The organism is Nocardioides baculatus (assembly GCF_016735675.1).
Classification (GTDB): Bacteria; Actinomycetota; Actinomycetes; order Propionibacteriales; family Nocardioidaceae; genus Nocardioides; species Nocardioides baculatus.
On the sequence record NZ_JAERSG010000003.1, the window covers coordinates 406059 to 424223 of the forward strand.

Consider the following 18165-nt stretch of genomic DNA (forward strand, 5'->3'; position numbering starts at 1 on the left):
TCAGGCGCCGTCGCTCGGACTCGTGCCGAGCAGCGCGCGGGTGAGCGACGCCCCGTCGGCCTGGAGCTGCGCCGTGGCAGCGGCGAGGTCCTCGTCGGCGGGCTCGCGGCCATCCATCGCAGCGAGCAGCACGGCCCGCCGCACCAGCTCCTTCGCGTAGGACGCCGTCGTGCCCGCCGCGGCCGCTGCCGCGTCCTCGACCGCGGCGGTCGAGAAGTCGACCTCGGCGGCGTAGAGGGCGATCAGCGCACGGCGCGCCTCCTCGTCCGGAAGCGGGATCTCGACCGCGAGGTCCACGCGACCCGGGCGCTGCGCCAGCGCCCGCTCGAGCGCCTCGGCACGGTTGGTGGTCAGCAGGAAGACGACGTCGGCGTCCGCGTCGAGGCCGTCCATCGCGTCCAGCAGCGTGAAGAGCAGCGGCGACGGTCCGCCGCCGTAGTGCATCTGCTCGCGGTCCTCCGCGATTAGGTCGCAGTCCTCGAGCACGACGATCGCCGGCTGGTGGGCTCGAGCGATCTGGGCCGCCGCGGACACGAAACCCATCTGGGTGCCGGCGAGCAGCACCACGGTGGTGCCGGGCACGGCGCCGACCAGGTGGCGCACCGTGTGGGTCTTGCCGGTGCCGGGCGGGCCGTAGAGGAGGACTCCGCGCTTGAGGTGCTGGCCCTTGCTCTGGAGCTGCTCGCGGTGCTCGGCGAGGCCGACGACGTGCGCCCGCACCTGGTCGAGCGTGCCGTCCGGCAGGATCACCCGGTCGGCCGACAGGTCCGGACGACGCACGAACGTGATCCCGCTCAGTGTGTGCTCGTAGGGGTTGCCGCTGAAGCTGATCACCTGGCCGCGGACCACGCTCCGCGCCAGGGCGAGCTCGCGCAGCTCGACCAGCAGGGCCGATGCGACCACGGGCGTCGGCGTGAGCAGCTCGAGCCGTGCCTGGGAGTGGTACTGGCTGTTGCCGGCCCGCTGCAGCACCGCGACCGGCGAGCCGTCGTAGGAGAAGAGGTGCAGGCCGAAGGCGACGGTGGCGCGGTCGGTGTCCGGGCCGGTCGGGAGGTTGAGGCGGTCGACCTGTCCCTGCCGAAAACGTCCCCACTCCGCCTGCGCCATCAGGTCGCTGAGCGAGCTGTGGTGACGCTGGTCGCCGCCCCCGATCCCGAGCAGGCGGGCCTCGGGGTCACGACCTGCGATCTCGGCCAGCGCGATGTCGATGTCGACGACGCGGTGCGCGTCGACCGACTCCTGCACCACGGGCAGGTCGTCGGCGGGCTGGCCGAAGTGCGCGTCGAGGACGGGCAACATCGGCGTACCGCGCTGCTCCGACTGATCCTCCTTGAGCAGCTGGCGGACCAGGCGGCCCAGCGCGTTGCGCAGCTCGTCGTCCTGCATCTCCCCCGTGTCGGTCATGTCGCGAGCGTAGGCGGCGACGCCGACGTGCGCCTCCGGGTATCGGCTGGCCCTATCGTTTCGTCATGACGCCGGTCCAGCGCTGGGAGAAGCGTGCCGAGATCCCGTTGCTGCTCCTCGCGATCGCGTTCCTGGTGGCCTACGCGTGGCCGGTCCTGGATCCGCGGCTCGACTCCGACCTCCGCACGAGCCTCGAGGTCGCGAGCTGGACGGTGTACGCCGCCTTCATCGCCGACTTCGCGGCGCGTCTCCTCCTCGCCGACGACCGCCGGGCGTACGCCGTCTCCCACTGGTACGACCTCGCGCTGATCGTGCTGCCGATGCTCCGGCCGCTCCGGCTGCTCCGCCTGCTCGCCTTCGCGCGGGTGCTCAACCGGTCGGCCGCCGGGTCGCTCGTCGGACGCGTGTCGACGTACGTCGCCGGCATCGCGGTCATGGCCCTCGGCCTCGGGGCGCTCGCGATCCTCGACGCCGAGCAGGACGCCGACGGTGCCAACATCCGGACCTTCGGGGACGCCCTGTGGTGGTCCGCGACGACGGTCACGACCGTCGGCTACGGCGACCACTTCCCGGTCACGACGACGGGGCGGTTCGTGGCAGCCGCCCTCATGGTCGTCGGCATCGCCTGCATCGGCGCGATCACGGCCGGCGTCGCGGCGTGGCTCGTGGCCCAGGTCGAGGCGGAGACGCGGGCCGACGACCTATCGTCGGCGGATGGACATGCTGACGCCTGACGACCTCGACCACCTCCGTCGCTGCGTGGCGCTCGCCCGCGAGGCGCTCGATGCCGGCGACGAGCCCTTCGGCTCGCTCCTGGTCGACCCCGGCGGCACCGTCCTGCGCGAGGAGCGCAACGAGACCTCCGGCGGCGACCAGACGCGCCACCCCGAGCTCGAGCTCGCCCGGTGGGCGGCGACGAACGTCGCCGACGACGTACGCCCTCGCTGCACCGTCTACACCTCCGGCGAGCACTGCGCGATGTGCTCCGCCGCGCACGCCTGGGTCGGGCTCGGCCGGATTGTGTACGCCGGCTCGACCGCGCAGCTCTCGGAGTGGCGCTCGTCCTGGGGCCTGGCCGCAGGGCCGGTGCTCCCGCTCTCGATCAACGCCGTGGCCCCCCGCGTACCCGTGTCCGGTCCCGCTCCCGAGCTCGAGGCCGAGCTGCGCGAGCTCCACCAGCGAGCAGCCGGGATCTAGCGCGCGGTCTGCTCGAAGAGCGACACCACGATCCCCTCGGGACCGCGGACGTACGCCATCCGCACCACGCCCTCGTGGTCGCCGACACCACCGACGAGGCCGTAGCCGGCTGCCGCCACCGCCTCCAGGGCGGCGTCGAGGTCGCCGACCTCGAAGGACACGTTGCGCAGGCCGACCTCGTTGGCCAGGGCCTCGGGCGAGCCGGGCAGGTTGTCCGGGGTGACGAAGCTGGCGAGCTCGAGCTTGGAGCCACCGCCGGGTGGGGCGAGCATCACGATCCGGCAGCGGGCGCCGGGGATCGCACACACCGTCTCGACGAACTCGCCCTCCACGGTGGTCGTGCCCTCGACCTCCAGGCCGAGGCCGACGAAGAACTCGGTCGCCCGCTCGAGGTCCGCGACGGTGATGCCGATGTGGTCGAAGCGCTGCACGTGGGACATGGGTCCACCTCTATCAGGTCGGGGTCTCTTCCGACCCTGGGTCGGAGCCGTCCGCCCGTTCTCGACATCGGCCAGACGGACGACCGACCGAGGTCCGGGAGGGGCGACTAGAATCCAGTCGTGAACGACGTGCACGTGATCGCCTACTTCGCCGGCGACCCGACCCGGACCTACCAGCTCGCCCAGTGGCTGGAGGTCCTCGAGGTCCTCGACGGCGTGCACCCGGTCGCGGTCGTCCTCCGGGACCCGTCGTCGGAGGCGCTCATCGCGTCGCGCACACGCCTGCCCGTCCTCGTCGCGGCGACGTTCCCCGAGCTCACCGAGCTCTACGCCGACCTCGACGCCAAGGTCGTCCTCTACTGCAACAACGCGGTGCTCAACTTCGAGTCGCTCGTCGACACGCGCCGGCTGCACGTCCACGTCAACCACGGTGAGAGCGACAAGCAGTCGATGGCGAGCAACAACGCCAAGGCCTACGACCGCGTCTTCGTCGCCGGCGACGCCGCCGTCCAGCGCTACGTGAGCGGGCTGCTCGACTTCGACGCCACGAAGCTGGTGCGCATCGGACGCCCCCAGCTCGACCTGCCGCGCACGCCGCTGCTGCCGCCCAGCGAGCGGCGTACGGTCATGTACGCCCCCACCTGGGAGGGCGACGCCGACTACAACGACTACACCTCGATCGACACGCTCGGCGAGACGATCGTCCGCGCGATCCTCGCCGTCCCCGACGTCCGCCTGGCCTACAAGCCGCACCCGAAGGTGACGACCAGCCTCACACCCGCGATCGCCGAGGCCCATGACGCCATCGTGCGCATCGTCGCCGAGGCCGCCCGGCTCGACCCGGACGCCGGCCACACGCAGGTCCTGAGCGGTGACATCCTCGCGGTGATGCCGGGGTGCGACGCGATCGTCACCGACGTGTCCTCCGTCGGCCTCGACTGGCTCTACCTCCACACCGACAAGCCGATCGTCCTCACCGACCGCCACCAGGACCTCGCGGCGCTCCTGGCCGAGGTCCCGATCAGCCGGTGCGCGGACGTCGTCGACGAGGCCAACGTCGACACGCTCACGGCGCTCCTCGTCGAGCGACTCACGCACGACGAGCACCACTTCGCCCGCACAGCGATGCGCCACCACTACTTCGACGACCTGCGGGTGGGCGACAGCACCGAGCGCTTCCTTGCCTCGGTCGGCGAGCTGGTGGCGCTGCGTGACGAGCTGGTCGACGAGGCGGCGACCGGAGGAGCGATCACCGCCTGACGGACGTCAGTCGATGAACCAGACCATGATCGCGGCCCCCTCGGTGACGAACCAGGCGAAGGTCGCGACCGAGACCACCAGTGCGGCCCACACCGGCGCCCGACCGCGCGGCACGTCGCGGAAGAACCACAGGCGGAGGCCCGACCACCCGGCGACCACCGCAGCGGCGAACGGCGCCACCCCGAGGACCCAGAAGACCAGCGGCGTCAGCAGCGGGCCGACTGCCGACGGGTAGGACCAGGTGCCATCGGCCTGCGGCGCCGACGGATCGGGGGCACCGGCCGCGTAGTAGGGCACGACGAGCACGAGGACGTAGGCGACCACGTTGAACACAGCGACCCCGAGCGCGAACCACGGCCCCCGGTCCCTGCGGGTGTCCTGAGTCTGCGCGTGAGGCGCGATGTCGGCGAGTGCCATGCCTCAGTATGCGGCGGATCCGGCGTCCTGTCTGCACACCGGTCGTGCACCGCCGCGATGGCGGGCTAGAGCCGACCGGCTGTCCGCACCAGCGCGGCGACGCCCGGCGAGGTGCTGTGCGGCGGCCACGCGATCACCGTCGTCACGGCCTCGGCGTCGGAGACGGGGACGACCGCGAGGCCCTCGCGCAGGTTGGCGCGCGCGGACTCGGGCAGCACGATCGCCGCCCGGCCCAGCCGGACCAGCTGCAGGATCTGGGTCAGGTCCCGCAGCTCGGGCCCGTCGCCTGCGGGATAGCTGCCGTCGAGCTCGGGCCACCGCGGGAGCGGCAGGTCGGGGATCGAGCTGGCCTCGGCGACCGTCGTCGACGTGCGGTGGCTCGTCTCGTGCCCGGCCGGCACGACCAGCACCTGCGACTCGACCGCGAGCACGTCACAGTCGAAGCCGCTGAGGTCGTCGAAGGGGCGGTGCAGGATCGCCACGTCGGCGCGGCCGTCTCGCAGCATCAGCGCCTGGTGGCCGGGCGGGCTGAGCACGACCTCCACCTCGACGGCTCCGGGCTCGGCGGCATAGGCGTCGAGGAGCTTGGCCATCAGCTCGTCCGAGGCACCGGCCTTCGCGGTCAGCACCACTCGCGATCCCCGGTCCGGCTCGGCCGTGCGCCGGGTGCGCCGCTCGGCGGCCTCGACAGCGGCCAGCGCCACGCGACCCTCGCGCAGGAGCGTCTCACCGGCGGACGTGAGCGCCATGCCCCGCGGCGTACGCACGAACAGGTCGGCGCCCAGCCGGCGCTCGAGCTGCGCGATCGCGCGCGACAGCGGCGGCTGCGCGATCCCGAGCCGCTCCGCGGCGCGCCCCACGTGCGACTCCTCGGCGACGGTCACGAAGTAGCGCAGCTCGCGGGTCTCCACGGCTCGAGCGTACGTCGCTGACCTGCGGGCATACCTGTGCGGTATCGGCGGCCACCCGATCGGTGTTGGAACGGCGCGGGGTCGCGAGCCCACGATCGAGGCATGACAGAGAACAGTGCAGGCACCGCCCCGGACACCACCACACGCACCACGAGGACCGCCCTTGTCACGGGAGCCAACAAGGGCATCGGCCACGAGATCGCCGCCGGCCTCGCCCGCCGCGGCTTCCGCGTCGCGGTCGGCGCCCGCGACACCTCCCGACGCGAGGAGGCCGTCGACAAGCTGCGGGCCGAGGGGCTCGACGTCTTCGGCGTGGCCCTCGACGTCACGTCCGACGACAGCGTCGCGGCAGCAGCCAGCGCGATCGCGGCCGAGGGCGGCCTCGACGTCCTGGTCAACAACGCCGCGATCACCGGCGGGACGCCACAGGAGCCGTCCCGGGTGAGTGCCACGCAGGTGCTCGAGGTCGTCGACACGAACGTCGTCGGCGTCATCCGGGTCACCAACGCGATGCTGCCGATGCTCCGGGAATCCGCCTCGCCGCGCATCGTCAACGTGTCCAGCACGGTCGGATCACTGGGCCTGCAGACCGCCCAGGCCGACGCCGTGGGCCCGATCTCGGCGGCGTACTCCCCCACCAAGACCTACCTCAACGCCATCACCGTCCAGTACGCCAAGGAGCTCGCCGGCACGGGCGTCCTCGTCAACGCCGGGTGCCCGGGGTACGTCGCGACCGACCTCAACGGGTTCCAGGGCTTCCGTACGCCCGAGCAGGGTGCGGCGATCTTCCTGGAGCTCGCGACCCTGCCTGACGGTGGACCGTCCGGGACGTTCCGCGACGAGACCGGCCCCCAGCCCTGGTGAGGCGTCGCAGAGCAGACGCGGGCGAGGCGGTCGACCACCCCGGTGCCGGCGGTCTCAGATCGCTCGCAGCCCTGCCGTGACGAGCACCGCGACGACGACGCACAGCACCAGCGAGCACCGACGCCAGAGCATCACCGCGGCGACACCGACGCCGACGGTGTGGGCGCCCACCGACCACGAGCGTCCGGAGGCGAAGACCGAGGTCACCACCAGAGCAGTGAGCAGCGCGGGCGCCATCAGCACGATGACACGGGAGAACCACGGTGGCAGCTGCCGGCCACCCAGGAGCACCGGACCCAAGGCCTTGATCAGCACCGTCATCGCGGCCAGGCAGACGATGAGCACCCAGACCTCGGCATGGGTCAGCGTCACCGCGACCTCCGCACGAGACCGACGAGGGTCACGGCGCTCGCAGCCAGGATGGGCACGCCCGGAGGACTGATCGGCACCAGGGCGAGCGCGACCAGCCCGCCGCAGACGGCCACCCAGCGGGAGCTCGAGTCCCGAAGCTCCGTGATCAGGAGCGACAGGAAGAACACCGGATAGATCGCGTCCAGTCCGAGCCGGTGCGTGTCACCGAGGGCGTCTCCGAAGATCGCGCCCACGACCGAGCCGAGCGCCCACGTCACGTACTGCGGGACGGTCGTGCCGAACAACAGCCACCGGTCGAAGGTGCCGTCCCCGCGACTGGCCAGCGCCCATGAGGAGTCGACGACGGCCTGGCCCTGCACAGCGCGCTTCATCGGGCCGCCCGGCAACGACGGCGCCAGCGCGATGCCCATCGCCAGGAAGCGCGCGTTCATCAGGCTCCCCGCGGTCAGGGCCGCGGGGATGCCGCCACCGACGGTGATCACGGACAGCGCGGCGAACTGGGCCGAGCCGGCGAAGACGATCATCGCGGTGACGATGGCCTGCGCGACGCTGAACCCCGCCTGTCGCGCCAGCACGCCGAAGGAGGCGCTCAGGAAGAAGCCGACCACGCCGAACGGGACGCCCGCCTTGATCCCACGCAGGAACGCCTGCCGCGCATCCTCGTCACTCGGCCCTGCCACCGGCGCAGGCTAACAACGCGGGTGGGGCCCATCACCGGCGGATGCTCGGACGACAGTGACTCCGACGTGCCCAGGTGGGTACGGGGGGTTTGTGTCCAGCACTTCCCTCTCCCGCACCGTGCTCCACGGTGTCACTGCGCGGACCCGGGCCACTGGTCGGGAACCGCGCGTCACGGTGCCGCCAATGGCGACCACAGTCCACTGGTCAGAACACCGGCGACTACCGTGACTTTCATGCAGCAGTCGCGGCGCGCACTCGCGCTCGTCGTCCTGAGCTGGCTCGTCGCGACCGTCGCCCTCACCGGAGGTGCGGCGTCGGCCGAGACGGCCAGCAGCCCGGCGGAGGCACGCACGGTCCGCGTCGGGACCGAGGGGACGTACCCGCCCTTCACGTTCCACGATCCCGACACCGACGAGCTCACCGGCTTCGACATCGAGGTGATCCGCGCCGTGGCCGACGAGGCCGGGTGGGACCTCGAGTTCGTCGAGGCGCCTTTTGACTCGATCTTCCCGGCGCTCGACGCCGGCCGGGTCGACGTGATCGCCAACCAGATCACGATCAATCCCGAGCGCGAGGCGCGGTACCTCTTCTCGGCGCCCTACACCTACTCTCGCGGCGTGATCGTCACCGCCGCCGGCAATGACGACGTGAGGACGCTCGACGACATCGACGGCCTGGTGGCCGCCGAGTCGGAGACGAGCAACTGGGCGCAGGTCGCCCGTGACGCCGGCGCCGAGATCCGCGTGGTCGATCAGTTCGCCCAAGCGGCTGAGCTGCTCGTGCAGGGGCGCGTCGACGTCGTCGTCAACGACAACATCGCCGTCCTCGACTACCTCGCCTCCACCGGGTCGGACGAGATCGAGATCGTCGGCGACGCCGGCGAGGACGTCGGACAGCAGGCGCTCACCTTTCGCCAGGACAGCCCCGAGCTGCAGCAGGAGGCCGACGACGCGCTCGCCAGGCTGGCCGACGACGGCACGCTCGCGGGCATCTCGGAGGACTACTTCGGCGCCGACGTGACCATCGAGGACGCCGCCGAGGTCAAGGACGTGACGGGCTCGGACACACGCTCGACCCCAGAGGTCGTCCGAGGCGCAGCCTGGCCCATGCTCAAGGGGCTGCTCGTCTACACGCTCCCACTCACCGCCGCCAGCTTCGCGATCGGCCTGGTGCTGGCGCTGGTCACGGCACTGGCCAGGATGTCGTCCAACCGGTTGGTCCAGCTGCCCGCCCGCGTGTATATCTCCGCGATCCGCGGCACCCCGCTCCTGGTCCAGCTCTTCATCGCGTTCTACGGCCTCGGGCAGATCGGGCTGACCATCCCGCCCGTGCCCGCCGCCATGCTCGCGCTCAGCCTCAACGTCGGCGGCTATGCCGCTGAGATCATCCGCGGCGCGATCCTGTCCGTCCCACGCGGGCAGTACGAGGCGGCCACCACGATCGGCATGCGCTACCCGCAGCTGATGCGCCGGATCGTGCTGCCGCAGGCCGCCCGGATCGCGGTGCCGCCGCTGTCCAACACGCTGCTTTCGTTGATCAAGGACACCTCGCTGGCTTCGGTCATCCTCGTGCCCGAGCTGCTGAGGCAGGCGATCAACGCCGCGTCGCCGAGTGCGGACTTCATGCCGCTCTACCTTTTCGCGGCGCTCTACTACTGGATCGTCTGCTTCATCGTGGCGCAGGCGCAGGAGCCGCTGGAGCGGCGACTCGGGAGGTACGTCGCGTGAGCACCACGCCATTGATCGAGGTCCGCGGGCTGCGCAAGGCCTTCGACGACCACGTCGTGCTCAAGGGCGTCGACCTCAGCGCCGACGACGGGACCGCTACCGCCCTCATCGGTCCGTCGGGCTCGGGCAAGACGACCATCCTTCGCTCCCTCAACGTCCTCGAGGTGCCGGACAGCGGGACCGTACGAATCGCTGACGCCACCATCGACTTCGGCGACACCTCGGTGGACCGGTCCACCAGGCGCGACGAGGTCGACGCGCTGCGTTCGCACAGCGGCATGGTCTTCCAGTCGCATCACCTCTTCCCGCACAAGACCGTTCTGCAGAACCTGCTCGAGGGGCCGGTCCAGGTACAGGGCCGCGAGGTCGAGGAGGCTACTGCCGACGCCCGCCGGCTGCTCGAGCAGGTCGGCCTCGACGGCCGCGAGGACCAGTACCCCTCGCAGCTCTCCGGCGGCCAGCAACAGCGCGTCGGCATCGCTCGCGCGCTCGCCCTGAACCCGAAGGTCGTGCTGCTCGACGAGCCCACCTCGGCGCTTGACCCCGAGCTGGTCGGCGAGGTGCTGGCCGTCGTCCGCGACCTGGCGACCTCGGGCTGGACCCTCGTGATCGTCACCCACGAGATCCGCTTCGCCCGCGACGTCGCCGACCAGGTGCTCTTCCTCGACGAGGGCGTCATCGCCGAGCGGGGCGGTGCCGACGTGCTCCACGACCCGCAGCACGAGCGCACGAAGCAGTTCCTGCGGCGGGTGCTCGAGCCAGGCTGAACCACCCGTCCAGAAGTGCCGCGTCGCGGACGCACACCGGCGGCGCGGTGGCGCGGGACGGTCGCGCGCCTCGACGCGGAGCAGGCCGAGATCATCAACTGACCTCCGCTCGGGCGGGGTCGCTGTCGGTGCCTCCTGACACACTGCACAGCATGACCGCCCTCGACCGCTTCAGCGCGCCCACGCGGGCGTGGTTCGAGGCGTCGTTCGCGGCGGCGACACCAGCGCAGGAGGGCGCCTGGACGAGCATCGCCGAGGGTCGCAACGCGCTCGTCGTCGCGCCCACCGGCAGCGGCAAGACGCTGAGCGCGTTCCTGCACGCGATCGACCGGCTGCTGAGCAGCCAGCCGCCCGAGGACAAGTCGCGGCGCACGCGCGTGCTCTACATCTCGCCGCTCAAGGCGCTCGGCGTCGACGTCGAGCGCAATCTCCGGGCGCCCCTCACCGGCATCCGCAACACCGCCGAGCGGCTCGAGGCCACGGTGCCCGAGGTCACCGTCGGACTGCGGTCCGGCGACACCAGCCCCGCCGACCGCCGCAAGCTCGGCACCACGCCACCCGACATCCTGATCACGACGCCCGAGTCGCTGTTCCTGATGCTCACCAGCCAGGCGCGCGAGACGCTGCGCAGCGTCGACACGGTCATCATCGACGAGGTCCACGCCGTCGCCGGCACCAAGCGCGGCGCCCACCTCGCCCTCAGCCTCGAGCGCCTCGACGCGCTGCTCGACCGCCCCGCCCAGCGCATCGGCCTCAGCGCGACCGTCCGCCCGCTCGACGAGGTCGCCCGCTTCCTGGGCGGCTCACGACCCGTCGAGATCGTCTCGCCCCCCAGCACCAAGGAGTGGGACCTCCGGGTCGTGGTGCCGGTCGAGGACATGACGATGCCGGAGGAGTACGACGAGGAGTCGGGCGACCCCGGCCGCTCGACGAGCATCTGGCCCCACGTCGAGGAGCACGTGGTGGACCTCGTCGAGCAGCACCGCTCGACCATCGTCTTCGCCAACTCCCGGCGGCTGGCCGAGCGGCTCACCGCGCGGCTCAACGAGATCGCGACGACGCGGGCGGAGGAGCGGGCCGGGGCGCAGTCGGACGCGAAGCCCGGCAAGCCGCCCGCGCAGGTGATGGCCCAGGCCGGGCTGAGCACCGGCGCGGACACCGTGATCGCCAAGGCCCACCACGGATCGGTCTCCAAGGAGCAGCGGGCGATCATCGAGGACGACCTCAAGCGCGGCCGCCTGCCCGCCGTGGTCGCGACCAGCAGCCTCGAGCTCGGCATCGACATGGGCTCGGTCGACCTCGTCATCCAGATCGAGTCGCCGCCCAGCGTCGCGAGTGCGCTCCAGCGCGTCGGGCGTGCCGGTCACCAGGTCGGCGAGACCAGCCGCGGAGTCCTGTTCCCCAAGCACCGCGGCGACCTCGCGCAGACCGCCGTGTCGGTCGAGCGGATGCGCTCCGGCGCGATCGAGAAGCTCTCCGTCCCCACCAACCCCCTCGACGTGCTCGCGCAGCAGGTCGTGGCGATGCTGGCGCTGGACGAGTGGGACGTCGACGAGGTGTTCGCGCTCGTCACCCGCGCCGCGTCCTACTCCCAGCTCCCCCGCACCGCCTTCGACGCGACGCTCGACCTGCTGAGCGGGCGCTACCCGAGCGACGAGTTCGCCGAGCTGCGCCCGCGCATCGTCTGGGACCGCGTCACCGGCACGCTCAGCGGTCGGCCCGGAGCCCAGCGGCTGGCCGTGACGAGCGGCGGCACGATCCCCGACCGCGGCCTGTTCGGCGTCTTCCTGGTCGGCGAGAAGGCCAGCCGGGTCGGCGAGCTCGACGAGGAGATGGTCTACGAGTCGCGGGTCGGCGACATCTTCGCCCTCGGCGCCACGAGCTGGCGGATCGAGGACATCACCCACGACCGGGTGCTCGTGACACCCGCACCGGGGATCCCCGGCCGGTTGCCCTTCTGGAAGGGCGACTCCCTCGGCCGTCCCGCCGAGCTCGGTGCCGCCGTCGGAGCGTTCACCCGCGAGCTGGCTGCCAAGCCCGAGGCCAAGGCCATCGCCCACGTGCGGGAGCGCGGCCTCGACGTCAACGCCGCCACCAACCTCGTCACCTACCTCTCCGAGCAGCGCGAGGCCACGCAGGTGGTCCCGAGCGACACGCAGATCCTGGTCGAGCGGTTCCGCGACGAGCTCGGCGACTGGCGGCTCGTCGTCCACTCCCCCTACGGCACGCCCGTCCACGCACCGTGGGCCCTCGCGATCAACGCCCGGCTGCGCGAGCGCTTCGACGTCGACGGCCAGGCCGTCGCCTCCGACGACGGCATCGTCATCCGGATCCCCGACACCGACGCCGAGCCGCCCACGGGCGAGGTGATCGTCTTCGAGCCCGAGGAGATCGAGCAGCTCGTCACCCAGGAGGTCGGCGGCTCCGCGCTCTTCGCCAGCCGCTTCCGCGAGTGCGCGGCCCGCGCCCTCCTGCTCCCCCGTCGCGACCCCGGCCGCCGCAGTCCGCTCTGGCAGCAGCGGCAGCGCAGCGCCCAGCTGCTCGAGGTCGCGTCGCAGTACCCCGCCTTCCCCATCGTGCTCGAGGCCGTGCGCGAGTGCCTCCAGGACGTCTACGACCTCCCCGCGCTGGTCACGCTTCTCGGCCGGGTGCAGCGCCGCGAGGTCACCGTCGTGGACGTGGCGACCACCTCGCCCAGCCCGTTCGCCCGCAGCCTGCTCTTCGGCTACGTCGCGCAGTTCGTCTACGAAGGCGACTCCCCCATCGCCGAGCGCCGCGCTGCTGCGCTGTCGCTCGACCAGGGCCTCCTCGCGGAGCTCCTCGGCCGTGCCGAGCTCCGCGAGCTGCTCGACCCCGAGGTCCTGGCCGAGGTCGAGGCCGAGCTCCAGTGGCTCCACCCCGAGCGGCGCGCCCGCGACGCCGAGGCGGTCGCCGACCTGCTGCGGCTCGTCGGACCGCTGTCCACCGCCGAGATCAGCGAGCGCGCGGTCGAGGGCGCTGACGTCGAGGGCTGGCTGGCGTCCCTGGCCGACGTACGCCGGGTGGTGCAGGTCCGGATGGCCGGTGACGACCGATGGACGGCCATCGAGGACATCGGCCGGCTGCGCGACGGGCTCGGCGTGCCGGTCCCGGTCGGCACCCCCGACGCGTTCCTCGAGCTCCCCGAGGACCCGCTCGGCGACCTCGTCTCCCGCTACGCCCGCAGCCACGGGCCGTTCACCACCACCGAGGTCGCCGCCCGCCTCGGCCTGGGCGAGGCCGTCGCGCGCCAGACGCTGCAGCGGCTGGCGCACCGCGGACGGGTGCTCGACGGCGAGTTCCGGCCGTCCGGCTCGGGCACCGAGTGGTGCGACGCCGAGGTGCTGCGCAAGCTCCGCCGCCGCTCGCTCGCGCGGCTCCGCCAGGAGATCGAGCCGGTCACCCACGATGCCGTCGCGCGGTTCCTCCCGGCCTGGCAGAAGGTGGGCGGCAGCCTCCGCGGCCTCGACGGCGTGGTCGCCGCCATCGACCAGCTCGCCGGCTGCCCGGTCCCGGCCAGCGCCCTCGAGCCGCTCGTCCTCGCCGCCCGCGTGCGCGACTACGAGCCGTCGATGCTCGACGAGCTGACCGCCTCGGGTGAGGTCATCTGGGCCGGACATGCGCAGCTCCCCGGCAGCGACGGCTGGGTCAGCGTCCACCTCGCCGACCAGGCCCACCTCACCCTGCCCGAGGTGGAGGGCGGCGACGAGCTCGACGGCATCCACCGAGCCGTCCTCGACGCGCTCGAGCCCGGCGGTGCCTGGTTCTTCCGCCAGATCGCCGACCGAGTCGGCCCGGTCACCGACCCCGAGCTCAGCACGGCCCTGTGGGACCTCGTCTGGCGCGGCCTGGTCACCAACGACACCCTGTCCCCGCTGCGAGCCCTGGTCCGCAGCGGCACCCCCTCGCACCGCACCCGCCGTACGCCACCCCGCCTGGGGCGTACGACCGGCGGCCGCATGCCCGTGCGCACCGGTCCCCCCGAGACAGCCGGTCGGTGGGCCGTCCTGCCCGACCGGGACGGCGACCCGACCCGCCGGGCGCACGCCCGCGCGGAGCACCTCCTCGAGCGTCACGGCGTCGTGACGCGAGGTGCGGTGGTGAGCGAGCGGGTGGCCGGCGGCTTCGCCGGCGTCTACAAGGTGCTGAGCGCCTTCGAGGACACCGGGCGCTGCCGACGTGGCTACTTCATCGAAGGCCTCGGCGCGGCCCAGTTCGGCAGCGCCGGCGCGATCGACCGGCTCCGCACGTTCTCCGAGCCCGAGAGCGCCCGGGGCGGCGGCAAGCCGACCGTCGTCGCCCTCGCAGCGACCGACCCCGCCAACGTCTTCGGCGCGGCGCTCCCCTGGCCCGAGCCGGCCGACGCCGAGCGCGCCGGTCACCGTCCGGGCCGCAAGGCCGGCGCCCTGGTCGTCGTCGTCGACGGTGCGCTGACGGTCTACGTCGAGCGCGGCGGTCGCACGCTGCTCACCTGGAGCGAGGACCAGGACGTCCTCACACCGGCGATGTCCGCCCTGGCCGACGCGGCCCGCCGCGGGGCGCTCGGGCGGCTCACCGTTGAGAAGGCCGACGGCCAGCCGCTCATCGGCGGTGGCGGCGAGACTGCGATCCGGCAGGCCCTCTCGGCGGCCGGGTTCGTCGCGACACCGAAGGGGCTGAGACTGCGTGCCTGAGGGAGACACCGTCTATCGCGCAGCGCACAAGCTCGATCGCGCGCTGACGGGGCACCGGCTCACCGTGTCCGACTTCCGGGTTCCCGCGTTCGCGACCGTCGACCTCACCGGCGGCGAGGTGATCCGCACGCTCTCGCGGGGCAAGCACCTGCTCACCCGCGTCGACCACGAGCGAGCCTGGACGATCCACACGCACCTCAAGATGGAGGGCTCGTGGCACGTCTACCCCGACGGTGAGCGGTGGCGCCGTCCGGACAGCCAGGTCCGCCTGGTGCTCGGTATCGACGGGCGCAAGGCGGTCGGCTTCCAGCTCGGCATCGTCGAGCTGGTGCCACGTGACACCGAGGCCGACCTCGTCGCGCACCTCGGACCCGACCTGCTCGGACCCGACTGGGACGAGGACCGCGCGCTCGCCAACCTGCGCGACGAGCCCGCACGGCCGGTCGGCCAGGCGCTGCTCGACCAGCGCAACCTCGCCGGCATCGGCAACATGTACATGGCCGAGCTCTGCTTCACCAGCGGGGTCAACCCGGCGACCGACATCGCGGGGGTCCCCGACCTCACACGGCTGGTCCGGCGCGCCAAGCAGATGCTCGAGGTCAACAAGGATCGCGCGATCCAGTCGACGACCGGCAGCCTCCACGAGCGCGAGCGGATGTGGGTCTACCGACGCGACAGCTCGCCGTGCCGTCGCTGCGGCACGCCGATCGCGGTCACGATGCTCGGCGAGCCGGGCCGCCAACGGGCGGCCTACTGGTGCCCGAGCTGCCAGCCCGAGCGGTGACGCGACCGCGTCAGGCGGCGGAGGCGACGACGTCGCCCGTGGGCCGTCCTGCCGTGATCGGCGTGGCCACGACGCCCAGCGCGATCTCCTCGATCGCCACCGCGTCGGCCACGTCACGGAGCACGTCGGACAACGGCAGGTCCATCGCCTCGCACAGCGACGCGAGGAGCTCCGAGGACGCCTCCTTCTGCCCGCGCTCGATCTCGGAGATGTAGCCCAGGCTCACCCGTGCCTCGGCGGAGAGCTCCCTCAGGGTCATCCCGCGCTGCATCCGGGCGCTGCGCAGCACGTCGCCGAGCAGTCGTCGGAAGATCACCATGCGCGAGGTCCTTGCCCTGAGGAGTTGAGGAACATCTGGCCCAACGCTACCGGAGGCCCGGTTCTTCCCGCAGGAGGTCCCGCAGGAGGGTCACTGCGGACTCGCACGTCGCCTCGCGGATCTGCTGGCGATCGCCGTCGAGCGCCAGCAGCCGGGCGCGTACGACGCCGGGGCCCGCCACCGCGATCCACACGGTCCCGACCGGCCTGCCCTCCTGGCTGTCGGGTCCGGCGACACCCGTCGTCGCCACCCCCCAGGTGGCGTCGAGGCGACGGCGTACGCCACGTGCCATCGCGGTCGCGCACTCCTCCGAGACGACGCCGTGCCGCTCGACGACCTCGGCGGGGACGTCGAGCACGGAGACCTTGACGCGCGTCGCGTAGGACACCACCCCTCCGACGAAGCTCTGCGAGGCGCCCGGCACGTCGGTGATGCGAGCGGCGAGCAGCCCACCTGTCAGCGACTCCGCGGTGGCGAGCGTCTCGCCGCGGTCGACCAGCAACTCGAGCAGATCCCCGACGAGGTTCCCGGCACGCGACCACACGTCGGCGACACTAGCCGCATGGCTCTCCCCATCGAGGACTACGCGCTCATCGGCGACCGCGGCACCGCGGCACTCGTCGGGAAGGACGGCTCCATCGACTGGCTGTGCCTGCCGCGCTTCGACTCCCCCGCCTGCTTCGCTGCGCTGCTCGGCACCGAGGACAACGGTCGCTGGCTCCTCGCACCGGCCGACGAGGTGGTGTCGACCAGCCGGAGGTACGTCGACGGCACGGCGCTGCTGGAGACGACGTTCACCACGGTCGACGGCGAGGTCGTGCTGCTCGACCTGATGCCCACCGGCGACGGACGGGCGGACGTCGTACGCCGGCTCACCTGCACGCGCGGGACCGTGCGGATCCGCCACGACTGGGTGGTGCGGTGCGACTACGGCCACGTCCGGCCGTGGGTCACCCGTGAGCACGCCCACGGCAACGACCTCATCGTGGCCGTCGCCGGACCCGACAAGCTCGTCCTGCGTGGGCCGCGGCTCCCCCGCGCCCACGACGGTCACCACTCCGACGAGTTCGAGATGTCGGAGGGCGACGAGCTCACCTTCTCCACGACCTGGGTCCGCTCGTGGCGTGACATCCCGGAGCCACTCGGGTTCGACGAGCGGATCGCGGCGACCACCGAGTCGCAGCGCGACTGGTCGGCCCGTTCCCCCGATGACGTGCCGCACGCCGACATGGTCCGCCGCAGCCTGCTGACCCTGCTGCTGATGACGCACGAGGAGACCGGCGGCATCGTGGCCGCGCCCACCACGTCGCTGCCCGAGGACTTCGGCGGGGTGCGCAACTGGGACTACCGCTTCTGCTGGCTGCGCGACGCCGCGCTGACCCTGGAGTCGCTGCTGGCGGCGGGCTTCGCCGAAGAGGCCTACCACTGGCGCCGCTGGTTGCTGCGCGCCGTCGCGGGCGACCCGGCGGACCTGCAGATCATGTACACCGTCGACGGCGGCCGCCAGCTCCCCGAGCGCGAGGTCGAGCACCTGCCGGGCTACGCGGGCAGCAAGCCGGTGCGGATCGGCAACGGCGCGGCCTCACAGCGGCAGAACGACGTCCTCGGCGAGGTGATGATCGCCCTCGAGCTCGCCCGGGAGGCGGGGCTCGACGAGACCCGCAACTCGTGGTCGCTCCAGCGCGCGCTGGTCGACGAGCTCGCCGACCACTGGGACGAGCCCGATCACGGGCTGTGGGAGATCCGTGGCGACCAGCGGCACTTCACCCACTCCCGCGTGATGGTGTGGGTGGCGTTCGACCGAGCCGTGCGCGCGGTCGAGGACCACGGCCTCGACGGCCCGGTGGAGCGCTGGCGCGACCTCCGCGACCGGGTGCGCGAGGAGGTCCTCGACAAGGGCTTCGACGAGGAGCGGGGCACCTTCACCCAGCACTACGACACCCGGGAGGTCGACGCCTCGCTGCTCACCATCCCGCTCGTCGGCTTCCTCCCGGGTGACGACCCGCGCGTGCTCGGCACGATCGACGCGGTGGTGGAGGACCTGATGTCGGACGGGCTGCTGCTGCGCTACCGCACCGAGACCGGTGTCGACGGCCTCTCCGGTGACGAGCACCCGTTCCTGGCCTGTTCGTTCTGGCTGGTCTCCGCGCTCGCCTGCGCGGGTCGCCGCTCCGAGGCCGAGGAGCTGATGGACCGGCTGTGCGGGCTGGCCAACGACGTCGGGCTGCTCTCGGAGGAGTACGACGCCGCCCACGGCCGGATGGCGGGCAACTTCCCGCAGGCGTTCAGCCACCTCACGCTCGTCCAGGCCGCGCTGAGCCTGCGCTGAAC

The 18165-nt window shown here is 72.3% G+C and carries 17 protein-coding genes; 9 read left to right on the top strand and 8 right to left on the bottom strand.

Going from position 1 to position 18165, the window contains the following annotated elements:
* Positions 1 to 1404: an AAA family ATPase gene (locus JI751_RS11675; protein ID WP_201936372.1), complete on the bottom strand. Its 1404-nt coding sequence runs from the start codon at positions 1402 to 1404 to the stop codon at positions 1 to 3.
* A gap of 65 nt (positions 1405 to 1469) precedes the next feature.
* Between JI751_RS11675 and JI751_RS11680 the strand changes: the two genes are divergently transcribed.
* Both JI751_RS11680 and JI751_RS11685 read left to right on the top strand, forming a co-directional pair.
* Complete coding sequence (locus JI751_RS11680; protein WP_201936373.1) at positions 1470 to 2138, top strand: potassium channel family protein; 669 nt, start codon at positions 1470 to 1472, stop codon at positions 2136 to 2138.
* The gene (locus JI751_RS11685; RefSeq protein ID WP_236666072.1) at positions 2119 to 2601 is read left to right on the top strand and encodes a nucleoside deaminase; all 483 of its coding nucleotides are present in this window, start codon (positions 2119 to 2121) and stop codon (positions 2599 to 2601) included. Before JI751_RS11680 ends, JI751_RS11685 begins: the two co-directional genes overlap by 20 nt.
* On the opposite strand, the gene JI751_RS11690 is transcribed toward JI751_RS11685, so the two are convergent.
* The gene (locus JI751_RS11690) at positions 2598 to 3041 is read right to left on the bottom strand and encodes a VOC family protein (RefSeq protein WP_201936375.1); all 444 of its coding nucleotides are present in this window, start codon (positions 3039 to 3041) and stop codon (positions 2598 to 2600) included. The two genes, JI751_RS11685 and JI751_RS11690, sit on opposite strands and share 4 nt — an antisense overlap.
* A gap of 120 nt (positions 3042 to 3161) precedes the next feature.
* Between JI751_RS11690 and JI751_RS11695 the strand changes: the two genes are divergently transcribed.
* The gene (locus JI751_RS11695; protein WP_201936377.1) at positions 3162 to 4301 is read left to right on the top strand and encodes a CDP-glycerol glycerophosphotransferase family protein; all 1140 of its coding nucleotides are present in this window, start codon (positions 3162 to 3164) and stop codon (positions 4299 to 4301) included.
* 6 nt (positions 4302 to 4307) lie between these two features.
* On the opposite strand, the gene JI751_RS11700 is transcribed toward JI751_RS11695, so the two are convergent.
* Together JI751_RS11700 and JI751_RS11705 are read right to left on the bottom strand one after the other, a co-directional pair.
* Positions 4308 to 4718 carry a hypothetical protein gene (locus JI751_RS11700; RefSeq protein WP_201936378.1) on the bottom strand — a complete coding sequence of 137 codons (411 nt, stop codon included), beginning with the start codon at positions 4716 to 4718 and terminating at the stop codon, positions 4308 to 4310.
* Positions 4719 to 4783: 65 nt separating this feature from the next.
* On the bottom strand, positions 4784 to 5629 hold the full coding sequence (locus tag JI751_RS11705; RefSeq protein WP_201936380.1) for a LysR family transcriptional regulator: 846 nt from the start codon (positions 5627 to 5629) through the stop codon (positions 4784 to 4786).
* A 102-nt stretch (positions 5630 to 5731) separates the two neighbouring features.
* Between JI751_RS11705 and JI751_RS11710 the strand changes: the two genes are divergently transcribed.
* On the top strand, positions 5732 to 6493 hold the full coding sequence (locus JI751_RS11710) for an SDR family NAD(P)-dependent oxidoreductase (protein ID WP_201936382.1): 762 nt from the start codon (positions 5732 to 5734) through the stop codon (positions 6491 to 6493).
* Between the two features lie 54 nt (positions 6494 to 6547).
* Here JI751_RS11710 and JI751_RS11715 read toward each other — a convergent pair whose 3' ends face one another.
* Together JI751_RS11715 and JI751_RS11720 are read right to left on the bottom strand one after the other, a co-directional pair.
* The gene (locus JI751_RS11715) at positions 6548 to 6865 is read right to left on the bottom strand and encodes an AzlD domain-containing protein (protein ID WP_307814138.1); all 318 of its coding nucleotides are present in this window, start codon (positions 6863 to 6865) and stop codon (positions 6548 to 6550) included.
* A complete protein-coding gene (locus JI751_RS11720; protein ID WP_201936383.1) occupies positions 6862 to 7545 on the bottom strand; it encodes an AzlC family ABC transporter permease in 684 nt (227 codons plus the stop codon). The genes JI751_RS11715 and JI751_RS11720 overlap by 4 nt, the downstream gene beginning before the upstream one ends.
* A 234-nt stretch (positions 7546 to 7779) precedes the next feature.
* Here JI751_RS11720 and JI751_RS11725 point away from each other — a divergent pair, with 234 nt between their 5' ends.
* The 4 genes from JI751_RS11725 to JI751_RS11740 all read left to right on the top strand — a co-directional run bounded on the left by JI751_RS11725 (position 7780) and on the right by JI751_RS11740 (position 15515).
* On the top strand, positions 7780 to 9273 hold the full coding sequence (locus tag JI751_RS11725; RefSeq protein ID WP_201936385.1) for an ABC transporter substrate-binding protein/permease: 1494 nt from the start codon (positions 7780 to 7782) through the stop codon (positions 9271 to 9273).
* Positions 9270 to 10040 carry an amino acid ABC transporter ATP-binding protein gene (locus JI751_RS11730; RefSeq protein WP_307814140.1) on the top strand — a complete coding sequence of 257 codons (771 nt, stop codon included), beginning with the start codon at positions 9270 to 9272 and terminating at the stop codon, positions 10038 to 10040. The genes JI751_RS11725 and JI751_RS11730 overlap by 4 nt, the downstream gene beginning before the upstream one ends.
* 152 nt (positions 10041 to 10192) lie before the next feature.
* Positions 10193 to 14731, top strand: a complete 4539-nt coding sequence (locus tag JI751_RS11735) for an ATP-dependent helicase (RefSeq protein WP_201936387.1) — start codon at positions 10193 to 10195, stop codon at positions 14729 to 14731.
* Positions 14724 to 15515: a DNA-formamidopyrimidine glycosylase family protein gene (locus tag JI751_RS11740; RefSeq protein WP_201936388.1), complete on the top strand. Its 792-nt coding sequence runs from the start codon at positions 14724 to 14726 to the stop codon at positions 15513 to 15515. Before JI751_RS11735 ends, JI751_RS11740 begins: the two co-directional genes overlap by 8 nt.
* 10 nt (positions 15516 to 15525) lie before the next feature.
* Here JI751_RS11740 and JI751_RS11745 read toward each other — a convergent pair whose 3' ends face one another.
* The gene (locus tag JI751_RS11745) at positions 15526 to 15834 is read right to left on the bottom strand and encodes a helix-turn-helix domain-containing protein (protein ID WP_201936389.1); all 309 of its coding nucleotides are present in this window, start codon (positions 15832 to 15834) and stop codon (positions 15526 to 15528) included.
* Between the two features lie 46 nt (positions 15835 to 15880).
* Entirely contained in the window at positions 15881 to 16378 is a 498-nt protein-coding gene (locus tag JI751_RS11750) for a CinA family protein (protein WP_307814142.1), read from the bottom strand.
* An 18-nt stretch (positions 16379 to 16396) separates the two neighbouring features.
* Here JI751_RS11750 and JI751_RS11755 point away from each other — a divergent pair, with 18 nt between their 5' ends.
* Positions 16397 to 18163: a glycoside hydrolase family 15 protein gene (locus JI751_RS11755; RefSeq protein WP_201936390.1), complete on the top strand. Its 1767-nt coding sequence runs from the start codon at positions 16397 to 16399 to the stop codon at positions 18161 to 18163.
* Positions 18164 to 18165: the final 2 nt, after the last annotated feature.

Excerpts from the sequence above, each read along its gene's own strand:
- JI751_RS11675 (WP_201936372.1), bottom strand. The coding sequence starts at position 1,404 with ATGACCGACACGGGGGAGATGCAGGACGACGAGCTGCGCAACGCGCTG.
- JI751_RS11680 (WP_201936373.1), top strand. The coding sequence starts at position 1,470 with ATGACGCCGGTCCAGCGCTGGGAGAAGCGTGCCGAGATCCCGTTGCTG.
- JI751_RS11685 (WP_236666072.1), top strand. The coding sequence starts at position 2,119 with ATGGACATGCTGACGCCTGACGACCTCGACCACCTCCGTCGCTGCGTG.
- JI751_RS11690 (WP_201936375.1), bottom strand. The coding sequence starts at position 3,041 with ATGTCCCACGTGCAGCGCTTCGACCACATCGGCATCACCGTCGCGGAC.
- JI751_RS11700 (WP_201936378.1), bottom strand. The coding sequence starts at position 4,718 with ATGGCACTCGCCGACATCGCGCCTCACGCGCAGACTCAGGACACCCGC.
- JI751_RS11710 (WP_201936382.1), top strand. The coding sequence starts at position 5,732 with ATGACAGAGAACAGTGCAGGCACCGCCCCGGACACCACCACACGCACC.
- JI751_RS11725 (WP_201936385.1), top strand. The coding sequence starts at position 7,780 with ATGCAGCAGTCGCGGCGCGCACTCGCGCTCGTCGTCCTGAGCTGGCTC.
- JI751_RS11735 (WP_201936387.1), top strand. The coding sequence starts at position 10,193 with ATGACCGCCCTCGACCGCTTCAGCGCGCCCACGCGGGCGTGGTTCGAG.
- JI751_RS11745 (WP_201936389.1), bottom strand. The coding sequence starts at position 15,834 with ATGGTGATCTTCCGACGACTGCTCGGCGACGTGCTGCGCAGCGCCCGG.
- JI751_RS11755 (WP_201936390.1), top strand. The coding sequence starts at position 16,397 with ATGGCTCTCCCCATCGAGGACTACGCGCTCATCGGCGACCGCGGCACC.